This window comes from Pacificimonas sp. ICDLI1SI03 (genome assembly GCF_054740865.1).
This window is the reverse complement of sequence record NZ_JBSQAU010000001.1, coordinates 2,329,406-2,350,318: the sequence shown is the minus strand read 5'-3', so window position 1 is coordinate 2,350,318 and position 20,913 is coordinate 2,329,406. Positions and strand designations below refer to the sequence as shown.

The 20,913-nt window shown below is 64.0% G+C and carries 17 protein-coding genes and 1 riboswitch; of the genes, 9 read left to right on the top strand and 8 right to left on the bottom strand.

Annotation, left to right across the window (positions count from 1 at the left end; all coding sequences use genetic code 11):
- Window positions 1-10: 10 nt before the first annotated feature.
- Window positions 11-349, bottom strand: coding sequence for a P-II family nitrogen regulator (locus tag ACSMXM_RS11465; protein ID WP_460316200.1), 339 nt, complete (start codon window positions 347-349; stop codon window positions 11-13).
- Window positions 350-575: 226 nt separating this feature from the next.
- Between ACSMXM_RS11465 and ACSMXM_RS11460 the strand changes: the two genes are divergently transcribed.
- The 3 genes from ACSMXM_RS11460 to ptsP all read left to right on the top strand — a co-directional run bounded on the left by ACSMXM_RS11460 (window position 576) and on the right by ptsP (window position 5,186).
- Window positions 576-1,823: an aspartate kinase gene (locus tag ACSMXM_RS11460; protein ID WP_460316198.1), complete on the top strand. Its 1,248-nt coding sequence runs from the start codon at window positions 576-578 to the stop codon at window positions 1,821-1,823.
- A 23-nt stretch (window positions 1,824-1,846) separates the two neighbouring features.
- Window positions 1,847-2,821: an NAD(P)H-dependent flavin oxidoreductase gene (locus ACSMXM_RS11455; protein ID WP_460316427.1), complete on the top strand. Its 975-nt coding sequence runs from the start codon at window positions 1,847-1,849 to the stop codon at window positions 2,819-2,821.
- Between the two features lie 76 nt (window positions 2,822-2,897).
- The gene (gene ptsP / locus ACSMXM_RS11450; RefSeq protein WP_460316196.1) at window positions 2,898-5,186 is read left to right on the top strand and encodes a phosphoenolpyruvate--protein phosphotransferase; all 2,289 of its coding nucleotides are present in this window, start codon (window positions 2,898-2,900) and stop codon (window positions 5,184-5,186) included.
- A 19-nt stretch (window positions 5,187-5,205) separates the two neighbouring features.
- On the opposite strand, the gene ACSMXM_RS11445 is transcribed toward ptsP, so the two are convergent.
- The gene (locus ACSMXM_RS11445; protein ID WP_460316194.1) at window positions 5,206-6,612 is read right to left on the bottom strand and encodes a cryptochrome/photolyase family protein; all 1,407 of its coding nucleotides are present in this window, start codon (window positions 6,610-6,612) and stop codon (window positions 5,206-5,208) included.
- A 70-nt stretch (window positions 6,613-6,682) separates the two neighbouring features.
- Between ACSMXM_RS11445 and ACSMXM_RS11440 the strand changes: the two genes are divergently transcribed.
- Window positions 6,683-7,561, top strand: coding sequence for a D-amino-acid transaminase (locus tag ACSMXM_RS11440; RefSeq protein WP_460316192.1), 879 nt, complete (start codon window positions 6,683-6,685; stop codon window positions 7,559-7,561).
- 8 nt (window positions 7,562-7,569) lie between these two features.
- Here ACSMXM_RS11440 and ACSMXM_RS11435 read toward each other — a convergent pair whose 3' ends face one another.
- The gene (locus ACSMXM_RS11435; protein WP_460316425.1) at window positions 7,570-9,750 is read right to left on the bottom strand and encodes a primosomal protein N'; all 2,181 of its coding nucleotides are present in this window, start codon (window positions 9,748-9,750) and stop codon (window positions 7,570-7,572) included.
- Between the two features lie 161 nt (window positions 9,751-9,911).
- On the opposite strand from ACSMXM_RS11435, the gene fsa reads away from it, so the two are divergent.
- The gene (gene fsa, locus ACSMXM_RS11430; protein ID WP_460316191.1) at window positions 9,912-10,565 is read left to right on the top strand and encodes a fructose-6-phosphate aldolase; all 654 of its coding nucleotides are present in this window, start codon (window positions 9,912-9,914) and stop codon (window positions 10,563-10,565) included.
- Between the two features lie 40 nt (window positions 10,566-10,605).
- Here fsa and ACSMXM_RS11425 read toward each other — a convergent pair whose 3' ends face one another.
- Genes ACSMXM_RS11425 through ACSMXM_RS11415 form a run of 3 tightly spaced genes read right to left on the bottom strand, consistent with a single transcriptional unit; the run spans window position 10,606 to window position 14,035 of the window.
- Entirely contained in the window at window positions 10,606-11,529 is a 924-nt protein-coding gene (locus ACSMXM_RS11425; RefSeq protein ID WP_460316190.1) for a cobalamin-binding protein, read from the bottom strand.
- A complete protein-coding gene (locus tag ACSMXM_RS11420) occupies window positions 11,529-12,083 on the bottom strand; it encodes a hypothetical protein (RefSeq protein ID WP_460316188.1) in 555 nt (184 codons plus the stop codon). Before ACSMXM_RS11420 ends, ACSMXM_RS11425 begins: the two co-directional genes overlap by 1 nt.
- A 17-nt stretch (window positions 12,084-12,100) precedes the next feature.
- Window positions 12,101-14,035: a TonB-dependent receptor plug domain-containing protein gene (locus tag ACSMXM_RS11415; RefSeq protein ID WP_460316187.1), complete on the bottom strand. Its 1,935-nt coding sequence runs from the start codon at window positions 14,033-14,035 to the stop codon at window positions 12,101-12,103.
- A 172-nt stretch (window positions 14,036-14,207) separates the two neighbouring features.
- Window positions 14,208-14,458, bottom strand: a riboswitch (cobalamin riboswitch).
- A 219-nt stretch (window positions 14,459-14,677) separates the two neighbouring features.
- Here ACSMXM_RS11415 and ACSMXM_RS11410 point away from each other — a divergent pair.
- The 4 genes from ACSMXM_RS11410 to ACSMXM_RS11395 all read left to right on the top strand — a co-directional run bounded on the left by ACSMXM_RS11410 (window position 14,678) and on the right by ACSMXM_RS11395 (window position 19,075).
- Window positions 14,678-15,406 (top strand): response regulator transcription factor, encoded by a 729-nt coding sequence (locus ACSMXM_RS11410; RefSeq protein WP_460316186.1) that lies wholly within the window; start codon window positions 14,678-14,680, stop codon window positions 15,404-15,406.
- Window positions 15,406-16,734, top strand: coding sequence for an ATP-binding protein (locus tag ACSMXM_RS11405; protein WP_460316185.1), 1,329 nt, complete (start codon window positions 15,406-15,408; stop codon window positions 16,732-16,734). Before ACSMXM_RS11410 ends, ACSMXM_RS11405 begins: the two co-directional genes overlap by 1 nt.
- 122 nt (window positions 16,735-16,856) lie before the next feature.
- Window positions 16,857-17,534, top strand: a complete 678-nt coding sequence (locus ACSMXM_RS11400; protein WP_460316183.1) for a carbonic anhydrase — start codon at window positions 16,857-16,859, stop codon at window positions 17,532-17,534.
- The gene (locus tag ACSMXM_RS11395; protein WP_460316182.1) at window positions 17,531-19,075 is read left to right on the top strand and encodes a SulP family inorganic anion transporter; all 1,545 of its coding nucleotides are present in this window, start codon (window positions 17,531-17,533) and stop codon (window positions 19,073-19,075) included. The genes ACSMXM_RS11400 and ACSMXM_RS11395 overlap by 4 nt, the downstream gene beginning before the upstream one ends.
- Before the next feature lie 86 nt (window positions 19,076-19,161).
- Here ACSMXM_RS11395 and ACSMXM_RS11390 read toward each other — a convergent pair whose 3' ends face one another.
- Both ACSMXM_RS11390 and ACSMXM_RS11385 read right to left on the bottom strand, forming a co-directional pair.
- Window positions 19,162-19,938, bottom strand: a complete 777-nt coding sequence (locus ACSMXM_RS11390) for an ABC transporter ATP-binding protein (protein WP_460316181.1) — start codon at window positions 19,936-19,938, stop codon at window positions 19,162-19,164.
- Window positions 19,935-20,912 (bottom strand): FecCD family ABC transporter permease, encoded by a 978-nt coding sequence (locus ACSMXM_RS11385; protein WP_460316423.1) that lies wholly within the window; start codon window positions 20,910-20,912, stop codon window positions 19,935-19,937. Before ACSMXM_RS11385 ends, ACSMXM_RS11390 begins: the two co-directional genes overlap by 4 nt.
- Window position 20,913 lies beyond the last annotated feature (1 nt).

Here is a 20,913-nt window from a genome sequence, read left to right as displayed (position 1 = left end):
CCCTTTTAGGCTAGAGCGCGGTTTCGGCGGTCTCGCCGGTGCGAATGCGCAGCGCGCCCTCCACATCCAACGTGAAGATCTTGCCGTCGCCGATGGAGCCGGTGTTCGCGACCTGTGCGATGGTTTCGACCACGCGCGGTGCCAGATCGGTGGGTGCCACGATCTCCAGCTTCAGCTTTGGCACCATGGTCACCTGATATTCGGCGCCTCGATACACCTCGGTATGACCTTTTTGACGGCCGTACCCCTTCACCTCCGATACGGTCAGCCCTGCGATCCCGACGCCTTCCAGCGCCTCTCGGACCTCATCGAGCTTGAACGGCTTGATGATCGCGATGATGAGTTTCACGGATGCACCCCCTTTTCGTACTGGTTGTTGACGAATGGGGAGAAGGCCAGCACGAACCATGCCAGTTCCACCAACTGCGCTGCACCGCAGCAAAACCGGTCCCGAGCGCGTTCACAATTGATTAGGGAATTGGCAGACAAAAATTTGTGCACAAGAATCGGGCATTTTGCGCCCTCTGGCAGTGCTCTCTTCACAATCGGCCTTTGCGCCCCTACAGGCGTCCCCCATGGCACGCATCGTTATGAAATTCGGCGGCACATCCATGGCCGGGCTGGAGCGCATCCGCGCCGCAGCCGAACGTGTGAAGCGAGAGGCCGAGGCCGGCAATGAAGTTGCCGTCGTCGTTTCGGCGATGGCGGGGGAAACCGACCGTCTGGTGAATTTCTGCCGAGAGGCGGCACCGCTGCACGATTCGTCGGAATATGACGTCGTCGTCTCCTCCGGCGAACAAGTCACGGCGGGATTGCTGGCAATCGTCCTGCAGTCCATGGGGCTGCAGGCACGGTCCTGGCTGGGCTGGCAGATGCCGCTACACACATCGCCGACCCACGCGGCCGCGCGCATTCGCGGCATGGCGACGGAGCGTGTGGTGGAATCCATGCAGGCCGGCGTCATCGCGACAATCCCGGGCTTTCAGGGTCTGGCGGAAACCGGCCGGGTCACGACGCTTGGCCGGGGCGGCTCCGACACCAGCGCCGTTGCGGTCGCCGCCGCGCTGAAGGCGGATCGCTGCGACATTTATACCGATGTCGACGGCGTCTATACCACCGACCCGCGCATCGTTCCGCGTGCGCGGAAACTTGAAAAGATCACCTTTGAGGAAATGCTGGAACTTGCCTCCGTCGGGGCCAAGGTCCTGCAGACGCGCTCCGTCGAGCTTGCCATGAAGGAAAAGGTGAAGCTGCGCGTGCTGTCCAGTTTCCGGGACGCGCCAGGCACCGACATCGTATCAGAAGAAGAAATCGGACATCTAATGGAAGACCAGCTGATCACCGGCATCGCCTATAGCCGCGACGAGGCGGAGGTGACGCTGACCCGCGTTGCCGACAAGCCCGGAGCGGTCGCGGCGATCTTCAAGCCGCTCGCCAAGCACGAAGTCAATGTCGACATGATCATCCAGAACATTGCCGACGCAGAGGGGCGCACCGACGTAACCTTCACCATCGCGCGTTCGGAAATTCCGCGCGTCATGGAGATGCTGGCGGCCGCGCGCGAAGAGATCGGCTATGAAAATCTGAGCTATGACGACAAGGTGTCGAAGCTGTCCGTCGTCGGCGTCGGCATGAAGAGCCATACGGGCGTCGCATCGACCATGTTCTCCGCCCTTGGCGAACGCGGCATCAACATCGCATCCATCAGCACCTCGGAAATCAAGATCAGCGTCCTGATCGCAGAGGAATATATCGAGCTGGCCGTGCGCGTACTGCATTCGGCCTATAGTCTTGATTCGCCGGACGTGGACGAAACGGCGTGAGCCACCCGCACCTCGATGCCGCGATGAAGCGCGGTACGGAGTTTCTGGGTTCCCGCTATGCCATCATGGGCGGGGCGATGTCCTGGGTGTCTGAACGCAATCTGGTGTCGGCAATTTCCAATGCAGGCGGTTTCGGCATGATCGCCTGCGGGGCGATGGACCCGTCGATGCTGGAAAAGGAAATCGCCGAGACGGCGAAGCGCACCGACCGGCCCTTTGGCGTCAATCTGATCACCATGCACCCGCAGCTGATGGAACTGATCGACGTGTGCGGCGCCGCCGGGGTCAGTCATATCGCGCTGGCCGGCGGTCTGCCGCCCAAGGGGTCGATCGACGCGATCAAGGGCAAGGGCGCAAAGCTGATATGCTTCGCGCCCGCGCTGAGCCTCGCCAAGAAGCTGGTTCGATCCGGTGTCGATGCGCTGGTCGTTGAAGGCATGGAAGCAGGTGGTCATATCGGCCCCGTGACGACGACCGTGCTGGCACAGGAGATCCTGCCGGAAATCACCGAAGTCCCCATCTTCGTCGCTGGCGGCATCGGCCGCGGCCGCGCCATCGCCGCCTTTCTGGAAATGGGCGCGGCAGGCGTCCAACTGGGCACGAGATTCGTCTGCGCGCATGAAAGCATTGCCCATGCGAATTTCAAGAAGGCGTTTATTCGCGCCTCTGCCCGCGACGCGATCACCAGCGTACAGCTGGACAGCCGCCTGCCCGTCATCCCGGTACGCGCGCTGAAAAACCGCGCGTCGGAGGAATTCACCGCCAAGCAGCGTGACGTCGCGGGACAGCTCGACCGCCAGGAAGTCGAGATGATGGAAGCGCAGCTGCAGATCGAACATTATTGGGCGGGCGCCCTGCGCCGCGCCGTCATCGACGGTGACGTTGAAACCGGCAGCGTCATGGCAGGCCAGAGCGTTGGCATGGTAAAGGGCGAGGCGTCGACAGCGGATATCGTCGCCGAATTGTGCGACGAGGCGGAAACCGCGCTGGCCGCCTGACAGCCGCCCAGCAGGGCGTAAACCACGAACGATAGCGCAATAGCGGCGCGCGGGGCGCTCTGCTACACCGGCTGTCATGGACACCCAGACACCCCCCGCCACCCCCCGATCCGCCGGTGCGGCGGCACGGGATATTCTGCGCCGCCTGCATGAAGTGATGGCGAGCCGCGCCCGCGCACAGGCAAAGCTGAACAAGGTCGTCCGCATCATCGCCAAGTCGCTGTCGAGCGAAGTCTGTTCGATCTATCTGCTGCGCGATGGCGTGCTGGAATTATACGCCACCAAGGGGCTGGCGCAGGAGGCGGTGCACGTCACGCGCCTGGCCGTGGGCGAGGGCCTGGTGGGACAGATCGCGGCGAACAGGGAGCCGCTGAACCTCGACGAAGCGGCGGAACATCCCGACTTCGCCTATAAGCCGGAGACGGGCGAGGATCTGTTTCATTCCTTTGCGGGCGTGCCGATCATCCGTCAGGAGAGCGCCGTCGGTGTTCTGGCCGTGCAACACGTCGAACCACGGCAATATCAGGACATTGAGATCGAGGCGCTGCAAACGGTTGCCATGGTGCTGGCGGAACTGATTTCCGCGGCCGGCCTGATTGACGCCTCGACGATGACCGCCGTCCGGTCACACCAGGGTCCGCTGCGCCTGGAGGGTCTGAAACTGGTGAAGGGCGTCGGCCAGGGCCGTGCCGTGTTCCACCAGCCGCGCGTCGTCATCGAACATACCGTTTCCGATGATATTGAGGGTGAAAAACAGCGCATCGTCAAGGCGTTCAAGACAATGCGCGAGCAGATAGACCGGATGATGGGCAAGGCAGAATTTGCCGCCCCCGGCGATCATGACGACATTTTGGAAACCTACAAGATGTTCGCCTATGACGAGGGCTGGAGCCGCCGGATCACGGAAGCGATCGAAAGCGGCCTGACGGCGGAAGCGGGCATCGAACGCGTGGCGCAAAAAACGCGCGCACGGCTTCGCAAGGCCGACGACCCCTTCTTTGCCGAGCGGCTGCACGATCTGGATGACCTCAGCAATCGGTTGCTGCGTATCGTGTCGGGCCAGGTGGGCACGGCGGCGCAGATGGGAATCGGGCGCGACACCATCCTGCTCGCACGAAATCTGGGACCGGCGGAGCTGCTGGAATATGACCGCCGCTTTCTGAAGGGCGTCGTGCTGGAGGAAGGCAGCCTGACCGCGCATGTCATTATCATCGCACGCGCCATGGGCATTCCCGTTCTGGGCCAGGTAAAGGATATCCGCGCCCAGATCGCAGAGGGCGATCCGCTGCTGCTGGACGTGACGCGCGGCGTCGTCTTCGTGCGCCCGCCCGAGACCGTCGTCGAACAGTTCGAAGAGCAGGTGGCGCTGCGTGACAAGCGGCAGGCGGAATATGCGAAACTGCGCGACAAGCCCGCCGTGACGCTGGATGGCACCCCGATCCAGCTGTTCATGAATGCGGGCCTGCGCGCGGATATTCCCAGCCTGGAAGCGTCTGGTGCCGACGGTATCGGCCTGTTCCGCACCGAATTCCAGTTTCTGGTATCCGCCACCCTGCCCCGGCGGGAGCGGCAGACCTCGCTTTACCAGGACGTGCTGGAGGCGGCCGGCGACAAGCCCGTCACGTTCCGGACTGTCGACATTGGCGGCGACAAGACCGTTCCCTATGTCGACAGCCATGCGCGAGAGGAAAATCCCGCAATGGGGTATCGCGCCCTGCGGCTGGCGCTGGGCCGCAAGGGCCTGATGAAGGTACAGGCGCGCGCCCTGCTGGAGGCATCGGCTGGACGCACCCTCAGGATCATGTTCCCCATGGTGTCCGAGCCGTGGGAATTTGCCGAGGCGAAATCAATCGTGCTGGAACAGCTGGCCGCACAGATGGCGCGGGGCAAGGAGCTGCCGACGGAGCTGAAGTTCGGCGCGATGCTGGAAGTGCCGGCGCTGGCGGAGATGCTGGACGTGTTCCTGCCGCAGATCGATTTCCTGTCGATCGGGACGAATGACCTTGTGCAATTCCTGTTCGCGGCGGACCGTTCCAATCCCGCATTGGCGGAGCGATTCGACTGGCTGAGCCCGGCAGTGCTGCGATTCATGAAGCGCGTCGTCGATGCGGCGGACGATGCGGCGAAGCCGGTGACCGTCTGCGGTGAAATGGGCGGGCGGCCCGTGGCTGCCATGGCGCTGCTCGCCCTCGGCTACCGGCGGCTGTCGATCACGCCGGCCGGCATCGGCCCGGTTAAGGCGATGGTGCGGTCGCTGGACCTTGAGGCCTTGTCAAAGGCGATGGATGGCTGGCTGCGTACCGGCATGCCGATACGGCCGAAACTGCGCCAATGGGCGGAAAGATACAGCGTGAAACTGGGCTAGGGGGAAAACGCGGGCCGGATCAGGCTTTCGTTTCGCGATAGGCCGCAAGCGCCCGTTCACGCGCGGCCTGGTGGCTGACGATCGGCTCTGGATAATCCTTCCCCAGCTCGATGCCCGCATCTTGCAGCACCGCCTCCTTGGCTTCCCAGGGAAGGTGGATGTCGTCGTCCGTCAGACTGGCAAGTTCGGGTACCCATTGCCGGATATAATCGGCGGCCTCCCATTTCGGGCTTTGCGTCTTGGGGTTCATCATGCGCGGAAAGGGATGGGAGTCGATGCCGGACCCGGCGCTCCACTGCCAGTTCTGGCTGTTATTGCCATAATCGGCGTCCACCAGGCAGTCCCAGAACCAGCGCTCCCCCTCCTGCCAGCGGATGAGGAGATGCTTGATCAAAAATTGCGCGACGATCATGCGGACGCGATTATGCATCCAGCCCGTTGCCCATAGCTGTCGCATGCCGGCGTCGACGATGGGATAACCGGTCTGGCCCCGCTGCCACGCCGTCAAATGCTGTTTCCCTTCCGCCGTGCGCAGGTCGGTCCAGTTCAGCCGGTCGAATTGCTCGCGGCCCGGCGTGTCGCCATAATTTGGAAAGGTGACGATCGCCTGCGTGGAAAAGTCCCGCCACGCCAGTTCCGACAAAAAGGTTTCCACCGTCTGCCATTGTCGATTGGCGGCGACGACGTGCCAGACTTTTGCAGGCGACACCTCCCCCATGTGCAGATGGGGGCTGAGGCGGCTCGTCAGATCCTCCGACGGCAAATTGCGCCCCTCCTGATAGTCCGCCAAACGGTCGGCAAAATCGTGCAGGCGGCTTAGCGCGCCCTCCTCGCCCGGCGTCCACTCGTCGAAGCCGGTCGCCCAGTCGGGATCGGTGGGCAGCAAATTCCAGTCGTCCAGCGCGTCGCTGTCCGGCCATGCGTCCGGCGCCTGCATGTTCGCCGGACGGCGTGTCGGCTCCGGCGGCGGCATCACCTGCTGCAACGACCGCCAGAAGGGCGTAAAGATCTTGTAGGGCTCGCCCGAATTCGTCGTGACCGTCCCCGGCTCCGCCAGCAGGCGACCGAGGTGCAGCTGCAGGTCGACGCGTCCGGCCAGCTTATCCTGCTGCGCGACCCACCAGGGCTCATAATGTTCGATGGCGTGAACGCGGTCGATGCCCAGTGTCTCTGCCAGTGCGGCGATCTTCGCACTGGCTTCGCCCCGCAAAAGGATCAGCTTCAGCCCCTTTTCCTGCAGGGTCGACGATAAGCTTTTCAGGCTGTGATGCAGCCACCAACGCTGCGCCGCGCCGGTCCGCCATTTTCCCGGACTTTCATCATCAAGCACATAGACAGGGATCACCGGTCCCTCCTCGGCGGCGGCGCGCACGGCGGTTTGATCAGAGAGGCGAAGATCCTCGCGGAACCAGATGATCGAAGGCATGAGTTCGCTGCTTTCCTTCCGTCCCGCTCTTGCTGTAGGCCGTTTCCGAACGCCCGAAAGGACAATAACGTTGCCCCGTCTCGCCTATACCAATGGTCGCATCACCCCCGCCCGGCGCGCCACTGTCTCCATCGACGATCGCGCCTATTTGTTCGGCGATGGCGTCTATGAAGTCTCCGCCTTTTTCGACGGGACCGCGTTCGACTGGCCCATGACGCTGGAACGTCTGAAACACAGCCGGGACGAACTTCGCATCGCCGCGCCGATGTCAGACGCCGCCCTGACCATTGCGGTAAGACGACTGATCGCCAAGTCGCGCGTTCGCACCGGCCTTGTCTATCTGCAGGTCACGCGCGGAGCCGCCCCGCGCGAGCATGCCTTTCCAAAGGACGCGGTGCCGGGGCTGACGATGACCGTGCGCCCCTATGATTTCGCCGCCCAGCCGGCGAAACAGCGGGTAGGCGTCAGCGCGATCACCGTCGCCGATGAACGCTGGGCCCGCTGTCAGGTCAAATCCGTGGCACTGCTTGCCAATGTTCTGGCAAAGCAGGAGGCGAAGGAGCGCGGCGCGTTCGAAGCGGTGATGGTCGGCCGCGACGGCGCGGTGACGGAGGGGTCCTCCACGACAACGTGGATGGTGACCGCAGACGGCACCGTCGTAACCCGGCCATTGTCCAACGACATTCTGCCCGGCGTGCGACGGAGGCGGTTGCTGCAGTTGCTGGAAGATGACGGCATCCAGGTTGAAGAACGCGCCTATACGGTGGAGGAGGCGGCGTCGGCGCGGGAACTGTTCCTGAGCGCGACCAGTACCACGCTGATGCCCATCGTGACGCTGAACGACGCACCGGTCGGCACCGGTAAGCCCGGTCCTGTATCGCTGCGCGCATGCGACCTTTTATGGCGGGAAATCGAGCGGCAGACCGGATGGCGCGCCCCCTCCACCTAAGCGTCCACCTAAACGAAGCTGTACGGATCGATGTCTACCGTCAGGCGGACATTGCGCGGTATGTCGACCTTCGGCAGCCAGCCACCAAGCACCGCGTCCAGATCGACACGGCGGGCGGCATGGGCAAGCAGGCGATGGCGATAACGCCCGCGTAACAGCGACAGCGGCGCCGGTGCCGGGCCCAGCACCATGAAATCCTCTACATCCTGCGGTGCCGCACGCCCCAGCGCGCGCGCGGTCGCCGCCACTTCCTGCTCGTCGGGACCGGAGATGATGAGGGCGGCGAGGCGGCCGAAGGGCGGCATGGCGGCATCCCGGCGCGCCTCTATCTCTGCCGCGTAAAAGCCTTCGGCATCGGCGCGCACCAGTGCGTCGATGACATGCGCCTCTGGCTGATGGGTCTGGACGAAAACGCGCCCCGGCTTTTCACCGCGCCCGGCGCGCCCGGCGACCTGCACGATCTGCTGAAAGCTGCGTTCGCCCGCCCGCAGGTCGCCGCCCTTCAGCGCAAGATCCGCGTCGACGACGCCGACGAGGGTTAGGTCGGGGAAATGATAGCCCTTCGTCACCAGCTGCGTGCCGATCAATATGTCGATTTCGCGCCGCTCCACCGCATCGACCAGCGCGCGCGCCTTTGCGGGACTGCCAATCGTGTCCGATGTTGCAAGCAGTACCCGCGCCTCAGGGAAGAGTTCGGCGACCTCCTCCGCAATGCGCTCCACGCCTGGGCCGCAGGGCACCAGCGTATCCGCCTCCCCGCATTCGGGGCAGGTATCGGGGGTGGGTTCGCTGAGGCCGCAATGGTGACACATTAATCGCCGCGTCAATCGATGCTCCACCAGCCAGGCGGAACAGTTCGGACATTCGATACGCGTTCCGCAATGCCGGCACAGCGTCAGCGGCGCATAGCCGCGCCGGTTGAGAAACAGCAGGGTTTGTTCGCCCCGCTCCAGCGTTTCCGTCATTGCGTCCAGCAGTGGCTGGGCCAGCCAATGCTGGCTGGGTGGCTGGTGAACGCGCAGATCGATGGCAGAAATATCCGGCATCGACGCGCCGCCATAGCGAGAGGGGAGAACGAGTTCCTCATAGGTGCCGCGTTCGGCCTGAACCTGTGTCTCGATGGGCGGTGTGGCGGTCGCCAGAATGACGGGGATGCTTTCCAGTTTTGCCCGCATGACGGCCACATCGCGGGCGTGATAGGGAACGCCCTCCTCTTGCTTGAAGCTTTGTTCATGGGCTTCATCGACGACCAGGCAGCGGAGGTTCGGATAGGGCAGGAACAGGGCGGAGCGGGCACCGACCGTCAGCCGCGCATCTCCGCGCGCGATGGCGCGCCAGGCAGCGCGGCGCTCCGACATCTTCATATCGCTGTGCCAGCCGACCGGGCGCACGCCAAACCGTGCCTCTATCCGGCGCATCAGCGGTTCGGTCAGGGCGATTTCGGGCAGCAGGATCAGCGCCTGGCCGCCGCCGCGGATCGCCGCCGCGACAGCCTCCAAATAGGTTTCGGTCTTTCCTGATCCGGTTACGCCGTGCAGCAGAAAGGGCGCAAATTCGTGCGCCTCCACAGCCCCCATCATCCGGTCGGCGGCGGCGCGCTGTTCCGGCGCCAGCGTCGCTGGCGCATGATCGGCATCGGGGCGCGGCGGCGGCCGATCCGCGGCCAGGATCACCGGTTCGATCATGCCGCCATTCACCATGCCGCGAATGACACCCTCCGACACTTCGGCCCAGGCCGCCAGCTCCCGCACGGCGCCTTGCCTGTCCTCAAGTGCGGCCATTGCCTGTTCCCGCTGCGGCGTCATGCGGGGCGGCACGTCGCCAGTCAGGCGGTATTCCGTCATGGTGCGCGCGCCGTCCAGCGCGGACGGCATCGGCATCACCATCCGCAGGACCGATGATGGCGACGAATAATAATAATGCGACACCCATTCGATCAGGCGACGCAGGCGCTCCGGAACAGGCGGCGCATCCCACGCGCCGTTGATCCTGCGCAGCTTGGCCGCATCGATTTCCTGATTGGGCAGGCGATCCGCTTCCCAGACGACAGCCGTCACCTCGCGCGGGCCCAGCGGCACGCGGACGATCGTGCCGGGCGCAGTAGGGCACCCGTCGCGCGGCAGATAATCCAGCACCGGCAGCGCGGCATTCAGCGTCAGCACGCGAAGGCGAGGGGCGGTGGGGGGCATTCCCTCCATATAGGCAGGCAGGCTTTCCTGTCACGGCAGCCACGATCATACCGGACAATTGCCTGCGTATATGCTGGCCTGTCGCGCCCCCGCTATTGGGTTAAACCCCACAAACGGATAAGCGGCACGCCAAGACCCACCCCCCGATTCGGAAACCCGCCATGAAATTTTTTGTCGACACCGCAGACATCCCCGAAATCCGCGAATTATCCGATCTAGGACTCTGCGATGGCGTCACCACGAACCCCAGCCTGATTCATAAATCGGGCCGGAATTTTCTTGAGGTGATCAAGGAAATCGCCGGGATGATCGAGGGGCCGGTCTCTGCCGAAGTCGTCGCAGGAGACCACGCCACCCAGATGCGCGAAGCAGAAAAGCTGCTGACCCTGGGCGATAATATCACCATCAAGGTGCCGCTGACACTGGACGGGCTGAAAAGCTGCAAGGCGCTGGCGGGGAACGGCACACCGGTCAACGTTACGCTTTGCTTTTCCGCGAACCAGGCCCTGCTGGCGGCGAAGGCGGGCGCTGCGTTCGTTTCCCCCTTCGTCGGTCGCCATGACGATGTCGGTTATGACGGCATGAACCTGATTTCCGATATCCGCATGATTTACGACAATTACGATTTCGCGACGGAAATTCTGGTCGCCAGCGTGCGGCACCCGATACACATTCTGGAATCGGCAAAGATCGGCGCGGATGTCGTCACCGCCCCCGCAAAGGTCCTGAAATCACTGGCCAGCCACCATCTGACAGACAAGGGGCTGGCGGCCTTCACCGCGGACTGGGCCAAGACGGGCCAGTCAATCGTCTGAAGGCAGGCCGTGCAGGCCTGACCGGCCTGCACGGACCATTTCAAACGCGCGGCGGCGCCAGCCAGCCTTTCCCCTCGGTTTTCCCATCCGCGTCGATACAATCGGCGATGATTTGTGCCGATTCCACCAGCCGCGGCCCCGGTCGATTGAAGAAGTGGTGACCGTCGGCGACAAACACGCGCCCCGACCGTACGGCGGAAAGATCACGCCAGCCCGGACGCTCAACGAGTGACGCAAGGTCGGCCAATGTCTGCGGAAGCTGATAGCCGCAGGGCATCATCACGATGACATCCGGATCGGCAGCGACCAGCGCATCCCACTCCAGCCAGGGCGAATGCTGCCCGGCCTGCGCGAACAGCGGATCGCCGCCTGCAATCTCGATAAGTTCGGGAACCCAGTTCCCTGCGGCCATCAAGGGCTCGATCCATTCGATAGCGGCGACCGTCGGGCGCGTCCCACGGGCCGCCGTGCGCACCCGCAAATCGGCAAGGCGCAGTCGCAGGGCGTCAACCGCCCGCTCCGCCTTGTCGCGCGCACCGACGGCTTCGCCAACGCGGTGGAAATCGCCCCAGACGTCGTTCAAATCATCCGGCGCCAGAGATATCATGGTGGGCGCGGTACCGACCCATGCTGCCAGTGACTCCTCCAGATCGGCTGGCGTGACCGCGCAGACCGCGCATTGCGACTGGGTCAGGATCACGTCGGGCCGCAGCGCGCGCAGCCGTTCCGCATCGACGGCATAGACCGATAGCCCCTGCCGCACGATTTCCTGGACCCGCCGATCGATTTCCAGCGAGGTCAGCCCCTTTTCCAGCTTCGTCGACGTAAGCACCGGCAAGGCCTGCACGAACGGCGGGAAGTCGCATTCGTGCGACCGCCCCAAAAGCTGATCGCCCAAACCCAGTGCCACGGCAATCTCCGTGGCACTGGGCAGAAGCGACACGACGCGCGGCGACGTAGCCATCAGCGCAGCCTGAGCGCAGGGGCTGGTCCGAAGACCTGCGGGGCCAAACGCAGCAGACCGGCATGCATCGCCGTCAGAACGGCCAGCCACACCGCATCATTCAGAAGGATGCTGAGAACGACCTGCGGGGTGAACATTTCAGACCCTCCGCCCTCCACAAGGGAAAGGGCAAAAAGCAGCCCCTCATAGACGATGAAAGCAGCGGCAAAGGCGCTGGCCAGCCGCAGCACGCTCGGCGCGGCACCGCCGATCACCCGCCGTGTTACGAAGAGCGCCGCAATGCTCGCCGCACACAGGGCGATACCCCACATCAGGGCATGTGCGGTCAGGGGATAGCCGAGCGCTCCGAAACCCAAAACCTGATTGACCGCCCACACGCCGATTACCGCCGTCACGGCCTGCGCCCGCGACATTGTCGCCGCCGCAACGGTGGCAATCGCGACAAACGGCATCATGCAGGCGATTATGACGGTACCGAGCAGGGCCGCCGCCGCAAGGGTCAGGGGCCAGGCGACCGCCTCTCCCTGCGCCCGCGTCATGTGATCATCCCTCATCTTGCTGTCCTTCCACATTATAGTTTCGCGCGCAGGCCGGCGAAGGCCGCGATGCCGGGATTGGTGAAGCTGAAAACATCCTCGTAATTTTCATCGAACAGATTTTCGACGCGGCCGAACAGCGACACCCGGTCGGTCAGTCTGAAGTCGGCGTTGAGGTTGACGAGCACATAATCGTCCAGCCGCGCACGCACCGGCACGTAAGACGGATCGGTATAGGCAAGATCATCTGTCTCACCATTGTAGCGCGCCACACCTGTCAGGCTCAGGCGGTCGCCCGGTGCCTGCCAGTTTACCGCCAGGCTGGCGATGTGGGAGGGGCGGCGCACCTCCTCCAGACCGGCTTCGCGCGCGCGCAGATAGGTATAGGCCGCGTCGATCCGCCAGGCCTGTCCCAATTGCGCGTTGGCATAGGCCTCGACGCCGCGCCGCTTCGACGTGGCGTCGCTATTGGCGGGCGTCGCAATGAAGTCGGGCGCCGGGTAATCGGTGAAGATCTCGTCCTTCAGCTCGCTCTCGAAATAGGTCGCGCCCAGGACCACCGCCCTGTCGCCGAACGCCTGCTCCAGGCCGACTTCCCACCCCTCCGATTTCTCGGGCTGCAGGTCTTCATTGCCGATGAACCGGCCGTCATTATAGCCGAACAATTCGTAGAAGCCGGGGTTCTTTACGCCAGAACCCGCCGCCGCGCGCAGGCGTGTGCCGCTGTCAAAGCGATAGCTGCCCTGCACACGATATGTGGTGGTGTCGTCGAACCGTTCATTATCGTCATAGCGCACCGACGCGCCAAAGGACGCGTAATCGCCAAGGCCGAGTTCATACTGACCGACGAGGCCCAGATTGTCGTTCCGGCGCGCGCCGGTGAAGGCGAAGCCGGCGGGATCGGTATTGCGAAAACGTTCCCGCTCCACATCGGCCGCCCCCGTCAGCACATGACTGACCGCCGCATCGCCAAGGCGCAGCGATGTTTCATAGGACCCCTTCAGCCGGGTGCCGACATTGCCATAGCTGCGACCGGCGGCGTTGAAGCCATCGCGCGTCGTATCCGCGACCTGGGCCGTCAACGCATGACTCCAGCGGCGATCCAGCAGGTCGACTTCGCCGCGCACCAGGCCATAAAGCGCCTCGTTCCGCAGGCGGGTGCCGGGGGAATCGACGATCAGGCCAAAGCTGGGGCTGGTCGGGTCATTATCAGTATCGTTGAATTCCGCGGCCGTGCGCGAATATCTGCCGACCGCGACGATCCGCGCGTTCGCCGAGGGCGTCCACGTCCCCTTGAAGGAGGCAGCGCCCGTATCGTTCGACAGGTCGCGGCCACCGGCGCGGGCATTGCTGGTGCCGTCGGTGGTGTTGATCGTCCCGGAAAAGGCATAATCGACGTCGCCCGAAACGCCCGCCGCGCGTGCCGCAGCGTTCAGCGTGCCGAAGGAGCCACCCTCTACGCGCGCGCTGTAGCCCGGCGCCTCGCGCCCGGTCAGCGTGACATATTGAATGACGCCGCCAATCGCATCGGAGCCATAGATGGCGCTTTGCTGGCCGCGGATGATTTCGACGCGCGCCGCCTCATCGGCGACCAGCGTGCCGAAATCGAACTCGCCCGAATAGGGGTCGGACACTTCAATGCCGTCGACCAGTACCAGAACCTGGTTTGCCTCGCTGCCACGCAGGCGCACCTGAGTCTGTCCGGCAATGCGGCTGACCGCGACGCCGGGCACGTCCCGCAGAACATCGGAGATGGCGCGGGTCTGGCGCTGCTCCAGCGCCTCTGTGTCGAGAACGGTGATGGCGCTGCCATATTGATCGACCTGGATCGGCTGGCTGGCGCGGGTGCCGGTGACGACGATCTCCGTGCCGGCGACTGGGCTCTGGGCGGAAAGGTTGGTTTGCGCCGCAGCAGGCGCAAGGAAACAGGCCGCAAAAACAGCGGTCGTATAAAGATAAGTGGACTTCACAAAAAATAACTTCCTGGCGTCGAGCGACCAGGCCGGAGCGTCCGCGCGAACGGTCGACTGCCTTTGGCGGCCGGACGCGTGGGCGACCGCCTGAGCAGACGATGCGGCTCCAGCCGCACGTTCGTCGCTCAGACGAAATCGATTTCGCGCCTGGCCAATCCCATGGACCCGGCAAGAGCGACACGCGCCGGTCGGTCTCCTGGCTCACGGGTCGTCACCCGGCATGCGCCTTCCCAGATGTTCGGCCTTGGCCAAATCACCCAGTGACTACGGATCGTTGCCGGTCCGTCTGCATGCCGTGCTCGCCGCTTACAGTTGCAGGGTCAGCCGCAGAATTGCCCGGAAAAAGCCCAGGCGCACTGCGTTCCCGTTACCGGTGCGATGCGCCGACCCGCAATGCGGACCGACAAGGGCGCCTCTAACAACGCTCCCCGAATTGCGCAATCGCCGTCGTATATCTGCAGGGGCGGGGTAGTCGGAAGGTACGCGCTCCGCCTACTAGCGACAGCGCCCGCAAGGTCCGGAGTGGACGCATGCATCCGTGTCTTGAACGGGGGAGGAAGCGTCAGCGCCACTATCAAGAAAGGCTCGACGCCGTACCGCCGAAAATTTATGCGGTGGTCATCATAGAGGCTTATATCGATGGAATTCAGTTCGAGGTCCCGCCGCATTGCGGTTGTAGAAGATGACGGGGCCCTGCGCGTGCTTTTGTCCAGAACGTTGCGGGAGAACGGATTCGCCGTCGATGCCTATCGTTCAGGGGCGGAGTTTCGCACCGCACTTGACGATCTGTCATTCGACCTCGTCATCCTGGATGTCATGCTACCGGGCAGCAATGGCTTTGATATTTGCCGCTGGCTGCGCGCGCGCAGCGACGTGCCGATCATCTTCATGAGCGCACGCGGACAGAATACTGACCGCATCGTCGGACTGGAGCTGGGCGCGGACGATTATCTGCCAAAGCCTGTGGACCCGCAGGAGCTGACCGCCCGGGTCCGGGCAGTCCTGCGCCGCGCCGAGGCACGGCCGTCGGACGAGCCCGAAATGTCGGGGCTGCTGCATTTCGAAGGCTGGACGATGGACTGCCGGCGCCGCGAATTACACGCCCCTGATGGCAGCCGCGTATCGGTCTCCAGCGCCGAATTCGACCTTCTTGCCGTGCTGGTGGACATGCCGCACCGCGTCGTCGGCCGCGAGCTGCTGCTGGAACATTCACGCGGGCGGCTGGCCGCGGGCGACGGCAGCGATCGCAGCGTCGACGTTCTGATCAGCCGCCTGCGGCGAAAGCTGGGCAGCCATGACGGCGGCCGCGACCTGATCAAGACAGTGCATGGCATCGGCTATCTGTTCACGGCCGAAGTCAGCCGCTGATGGCGACCATCCGCTTGTGGCCGACGGGATTTACCAGCCGGGTCACCTTGCTGCTGCTGGCGGCGATCTTCGTTCAGTTCGCCATTGGCGGCTATCTTGTCGGACTGGGCGAGCGGCACATTCAGCAGGAGGATCTGGCGCGCAGGATCGCGGAGCAATTGCTGGTCGCAGAACGCATCATAGAGGCTGCCCCGCCCACGCAAAGAGCCCGCCTGGTCAGCGATCTGTCGACGCGGCACCTGGTGTTCTCCCTGCGGACGGATCGCCCCCAACTGGTCGACACCGACCACCCACTGGTGGGCGAGGTGCGCGCCGAAATCACAAGGTGGGAACCGGCACTGTCGGGGTACGAAATTGCCCTGGGCGTGCGAACGGGTCCGCAACTGCGGATCACCCGCGTGCTGGAGGGCGCGCTGAAAGTGCCCAGTGGGCCGTGGATCTATTTTCGAACCATGGAGCCGCTGTGGGGCTGGGCGGCGATCCTCAGTACCTTGCTTTCGGTGGGTCTGGTCGCTGCGGTCGTGTTGCTGGTCGCGGCGCTGTTGGTCGGAACGATGGGGGCGCCGCTGCGTCGCCTTGCCCGCAATGCGCGCCTGATCGGCACCAGTGGCCGCGTCCATTTCGAAGAACGCGGCCCCAGGGAGCTGCGGCGCGTCGCCCGCGCGCTCAACGATATGCAGGCGCGGATCGAAGCCCTGATCGCAGAGCGCACCACGGCCCTGGCGGCGGTCGGTCACGATCTTCGCACGCCGCTTGCGCGGCTAAACCTGCGGCTGCGCGATATTACCGACCCCGCCGAACGGGACGCTGCCCGTCGCGACATCGCCGAAATGAATCATATGCTGGAGGGGTTGCTGGATTATCTGAACGGCAATGAGTCGGAGGAGGCCCCTGTCGTCACTGACGTGGTCAGCCTGCTGGAAACGATTGTGGAGGAAGTCCGCGATCTTGGCGGGACGGCACATTATGCGGGTCCGCAAAAGCTGGTCGCGCCGATCTATTACAGCGCCTTGAAGCGCGCCGTCACGAACCTGGTCGACAACGCAGTGAAATATGGCGGCAGCGCGGCCGTTTCAGCGCGTATCGCGCATGACCGGCTGTTCGTCGATGTCGAAGACAAGGGACCCGGCCTGGCGGAGGATGCGCTGGAGCGCGTGCGCCAGCCCTTCGTGCGTGAAGATTCCGCCCGCAGCGGCGAGCATCATGGTTTTGGCCTGGGCCTCAGCATCGCGGAGGGCGCAGTCAAGAAACACGGCGGAGAGCTGTTGCTGCGCAATCGCCCAAATGGGGGGCTGCTTGCCAGTCTGAAGCTGCCGATCTGCAAATGAACGTGTCGCTGCAGCGGCATTGAAACAGTTTGTAACACTCCGGCTGCGGTCGCGGCAACATGGGGCTGTCATCTGTACGGCAACGGGCGCCCCCTGCCCGACCTGCAGATGGAGATACGCACATGGAGATGCTCATCGGCGGCGTCAGCCGGTTCAAAGGTAACATCTTCCCCGAGAAGAGCGAACGCTTTCAGAACCTTGCGCGCCACGGCCAAAGCCCGAAGACGCTGATGATCAGCTGCGCCGATTCGCGTGTGGTACCGGAACTGATCACGCAGTCTGAACCCGGCGAATTGTTCGTGTGCCGCAATGCCGGTAACATCGTACCGCCATGGCAGCAGCGAAATGGCGGCGTCTCTTCAGCAATCGAATATGCCGTCGTCGCCCTGGGCGTGACCGACGTCGTCGTCTGCGGCCATTCCGACTGTGGCGCCATGAAGGCGTTCAGCAATCCCGATGCCCTGGCACAAATGCCGAGCGTCGCCGCGTGGCTGTCTCATGCGGAGGCGGCCAACGTCACCGTAGAGGCCTGCTGCGGCGGGATGAGCGACGAAGAGCGTCTACGCACGCTGATCGAGGAAAATGTCAGTATTCAGCTGACTCACCTGAAGAGCCACCCGTCCGTCGCATCGGCACTCGCGCAGGGCAAGCTGCGCCTGCATGGCTGGGTTTTTGACATCGAGACCGGCAGCATTAGCGCCCTTGACGGTGGCACCGGGCACTTCACGACAGACTGGACGGATCGCACTCCGGTTGCCGATCATGGCCGTCAGGTCGAGCTCGCCGGAGAGGCCGCATGACAACCGAAGGCCCCATGACAGCCGATCCGCATTCCTTTGCCATGCCGAAGCCAATGCGGGACATAGCCGCATCCTTCGTCGTGTTCCTTGTCGCGATGCCGCTTTGCATGGGCATCGCGATCGCCTCGGGGGTCCCGGCAGAACTGGGCCTGATCACGGGTATCATCGGCGGCATCGTCGTCGGTCTTGCTGCGGGTTCGCCGCTGCAGGTCAGCGGCCCCGCCGCTGGCCTTGCCGTCATCGTGTTCGACATCGTGCAGCGCCACGGCCTCGAATCGCTGGTGCCGATTATGGTGCTGGCCGGCATATTGCAGCTGCTCGCGGGCTTTCTGAAGCTGGGAACCTGGTTCCGCGGCGTCTCCCCCGCCGTCGTACATGGCATGCTTGCGGGCATTGGCGTCCTTATCCTCGCGGGCCAGTTGCACGTGCTGATGGACCAGTCGCCTGAGGCATCTGGTCTTGCCAATCTTGCCGCCATACCGGGCGCGTTCTTTGACCTGACGCTCGCGACGCCGGGCGGAACAGAGGCTGCGCTGGCCGTCGGCATCACAACCATTGTGGCGATGCTGGCATGGGACCGGTGGAAGCCGAAGTCCGTCAACCTGCTGCCAGGCCCCCTGATGGGCGTTCTGGCAGGCGTGGCACTTACGGCGTTTCTGGGACTGAACGTCAACCGCATCGTCGTTCCGGACAATATCCTTGCGGGCCTGACCCTTCCCGTGCCGTCCGATTTTGCGATGCTGGCGGATGTGTCGATCGTGATTTCGGCGATCGCAATCGCATTCATCGCAAGTGCGGAAACATTATTGTCAGCTGCTGCGGTCGACCGCATGCAGTCGCGCGTGCAGACCCGTTTCAACAAGGAACTGGGTTCCCAGGGTCTCGGTAATTTGCTGTGCGGCCTTGTCGGTGCACTTCCGATGACAGGCGTTATCGTACGCAGCTCCACCAATGTGCTGGCCGGCGCTGTTTCCCGCTGGTCGGCGGTTCTGCACGGCATCTGGATCCTGGCGTTCGTTGCCATCTTCCCATCCGTGCTTGCCTATGTTCCGACCGCATCACTGGCCGGTATTCTGGTCGTCGTCGGTGCAAAGCTGGTGAAGATCGAGGATGTGAAGAACCTCTTCCGTCGCCATGGCGCCTTGCCCGCCGCCATCTGGGCAGCGACGATGATCACGGTTGTGACCGTCGATCTGCTGACGGGCGTCTTGGTTGGACTGGCGCTCTCCCTTCTGGAGATCATTCCGCACATGCGGGGCGGCCTGGTCACCAACCGGGAGGCGCGCAACGGCCAGGAGGAAATCAGCCTGTCCGGCAAGGCGACCGCTCTCAGGGTAGACCGCCTGACTCAGGCGCTGGATTCCCTGCCTGCGGACCGTCCGGTAAGGCTGGATATGTCGAAGCTCAGCTTCTGCGATCATAGCTGTGCCGAACTGATCGCCGATGTCATCAAGCGGCGGAACATCAATGGTCAGCCAATTCATATCGAGGCGGCCAATAATGACACCGGCGAACGCATAAGCCGGCTCGCCGTCGCCTAACCTAACCCCCCGCCGCAGCACCCCCGTGCTGCGCGTAACTGCGGCGGACCGGCTAGAACAAGAAAGCCGGTTCGCCGTATTTTTTTTCAGGACGAAATCCCTGAAATGTCGACCTGCACGGTCTTTCCCGCTGTGCGAACGGTTCCTTCCACCCGGAATACCTCGCGCAGCCGCTCCTCTGTCAATGTCTGCATCGGGGGACCATCGGCCACGATCCTGCCATCACGCATCCAGATCAGGCGGTCGGCATATAAGGCCGCCAGATTGAGATCATGGACAACGGCCAGCACCGTCCGTCCCGCACCGGACAATCGGGCGAACAACTGCATCACCTCGTGCTGATAACGCGGGTCGAGCGCCGCAATGGGTTCGTCCGCAATCAACAACGGCGTCTGCGCGGCAATCGCACGCGCCATGTGCACGCGTGCCAGCTCGCCCCCCGACAGCGTGTCGACGGCGCGGCGTTCGAAACCAGTCAGACCGCAATCGCTGATTGCCGAGGCGACGGCGCCGCGATCCGCCCCCGTCAACCGGCCCGGCGCGCCACCATGGGCAAAGCGGCCCAGCGCGACAATGTCCTGCACGGGTTGCGGCCATGCCAAGCTGCGATCCTGGGGAAGATAGGCGACGCGGCGGGCGCGCTCGGCCGGAGTCAGCCGTGAAACATCGTTCCCCTGAAGGCGCGCATGCCCGCTGTCAGCGCGCAACAATCCCATCGTAAGTCGCAGCAGCGTGCTTTTCCCGGACCCATTCGGCCCGATCAGCATGGTTAGCCCGCCCGACGGCAGGGAAAAGCTTGCGTCCTCCACCAGCGGCAGATCGCCAGCGCGATAGCACAGCCGGTCAGCCTGCAGCATCGTCATGACCCGCCCCGGCGACGCGCAGCGATCCAGATGAAAATGGGTGCCCCGACCAGCGAAGCGAGAACACCAAGCTTCAGTTCTGCATCGGTCGGCAGCAGACGCACGGCGATATCCGCCAGAACCAGCATGGTGGCCGCCAGAATGGCCGACGGCATCAATAGCTTGGCCGGGTCGTAGCGCACGAAGGGGCGCACCAGATGCGGCGCGACAATGCCGACAAATCCGATCGTGCCGGCCAGCGCGACCGCGCCGCCCGTGGCGAGTCCAGCGCCCAGAATGACGATCAGCCGCTGCCGTCCCAGGTTCAGGCCAAGCCCCTGCGCCGCCTCTTCACCCAGGCTGAGCGCGGCAAGCCCGGAGCGGCTGGCCATCAACATCATTACCCCCACGATCAGAAAGGGCGCCGACATCAACAGGTCGTTCAGACTGCGATTGGCGACGGTACCCAACATCCAATTCACCATATCCGCGAGCGAAAAGGGGTTGGGCGCGAAATTCATCAGCAGCGCCATCAGCGCGGCGGAAAAGCTGGACAAGCCAACGCCAATCAGGATCAGCGTTACCACCGACCGCGTCCGTAGCGCAGCGGCAGCCACGATGAAGGTCGCCGCCAGTGCGCCCGCGATCGCCGCCAGCGGCAGGACGAGCGGACCGGCGGCGGTCAGACCAAAATAGAGCGCCGTCGTCGCGGCGAGCGCGGCACTGGCGGAAACACCAAGCACGCCCGGTTCCGCCAGCGGATTTCGCAACAGTCCCTGCAGCGCGGCCCCGCTCATCCCCAGCGCCGCGCCCACGAGCGACGCGGCGAGGGTACGCGGCAGGCGGATTTGCCAGATGACGATCTGGTCGCCCGCACTACCGAAACCGAGGGCGGCCGCAAGGATGCGCCCGGCATCGATGGGGACAGACCCAAGCATGAGCGCCGCCATCGTCGCTGCCAGCCAGCACAGCGTCAGGATCACCAGCGCGCGCATG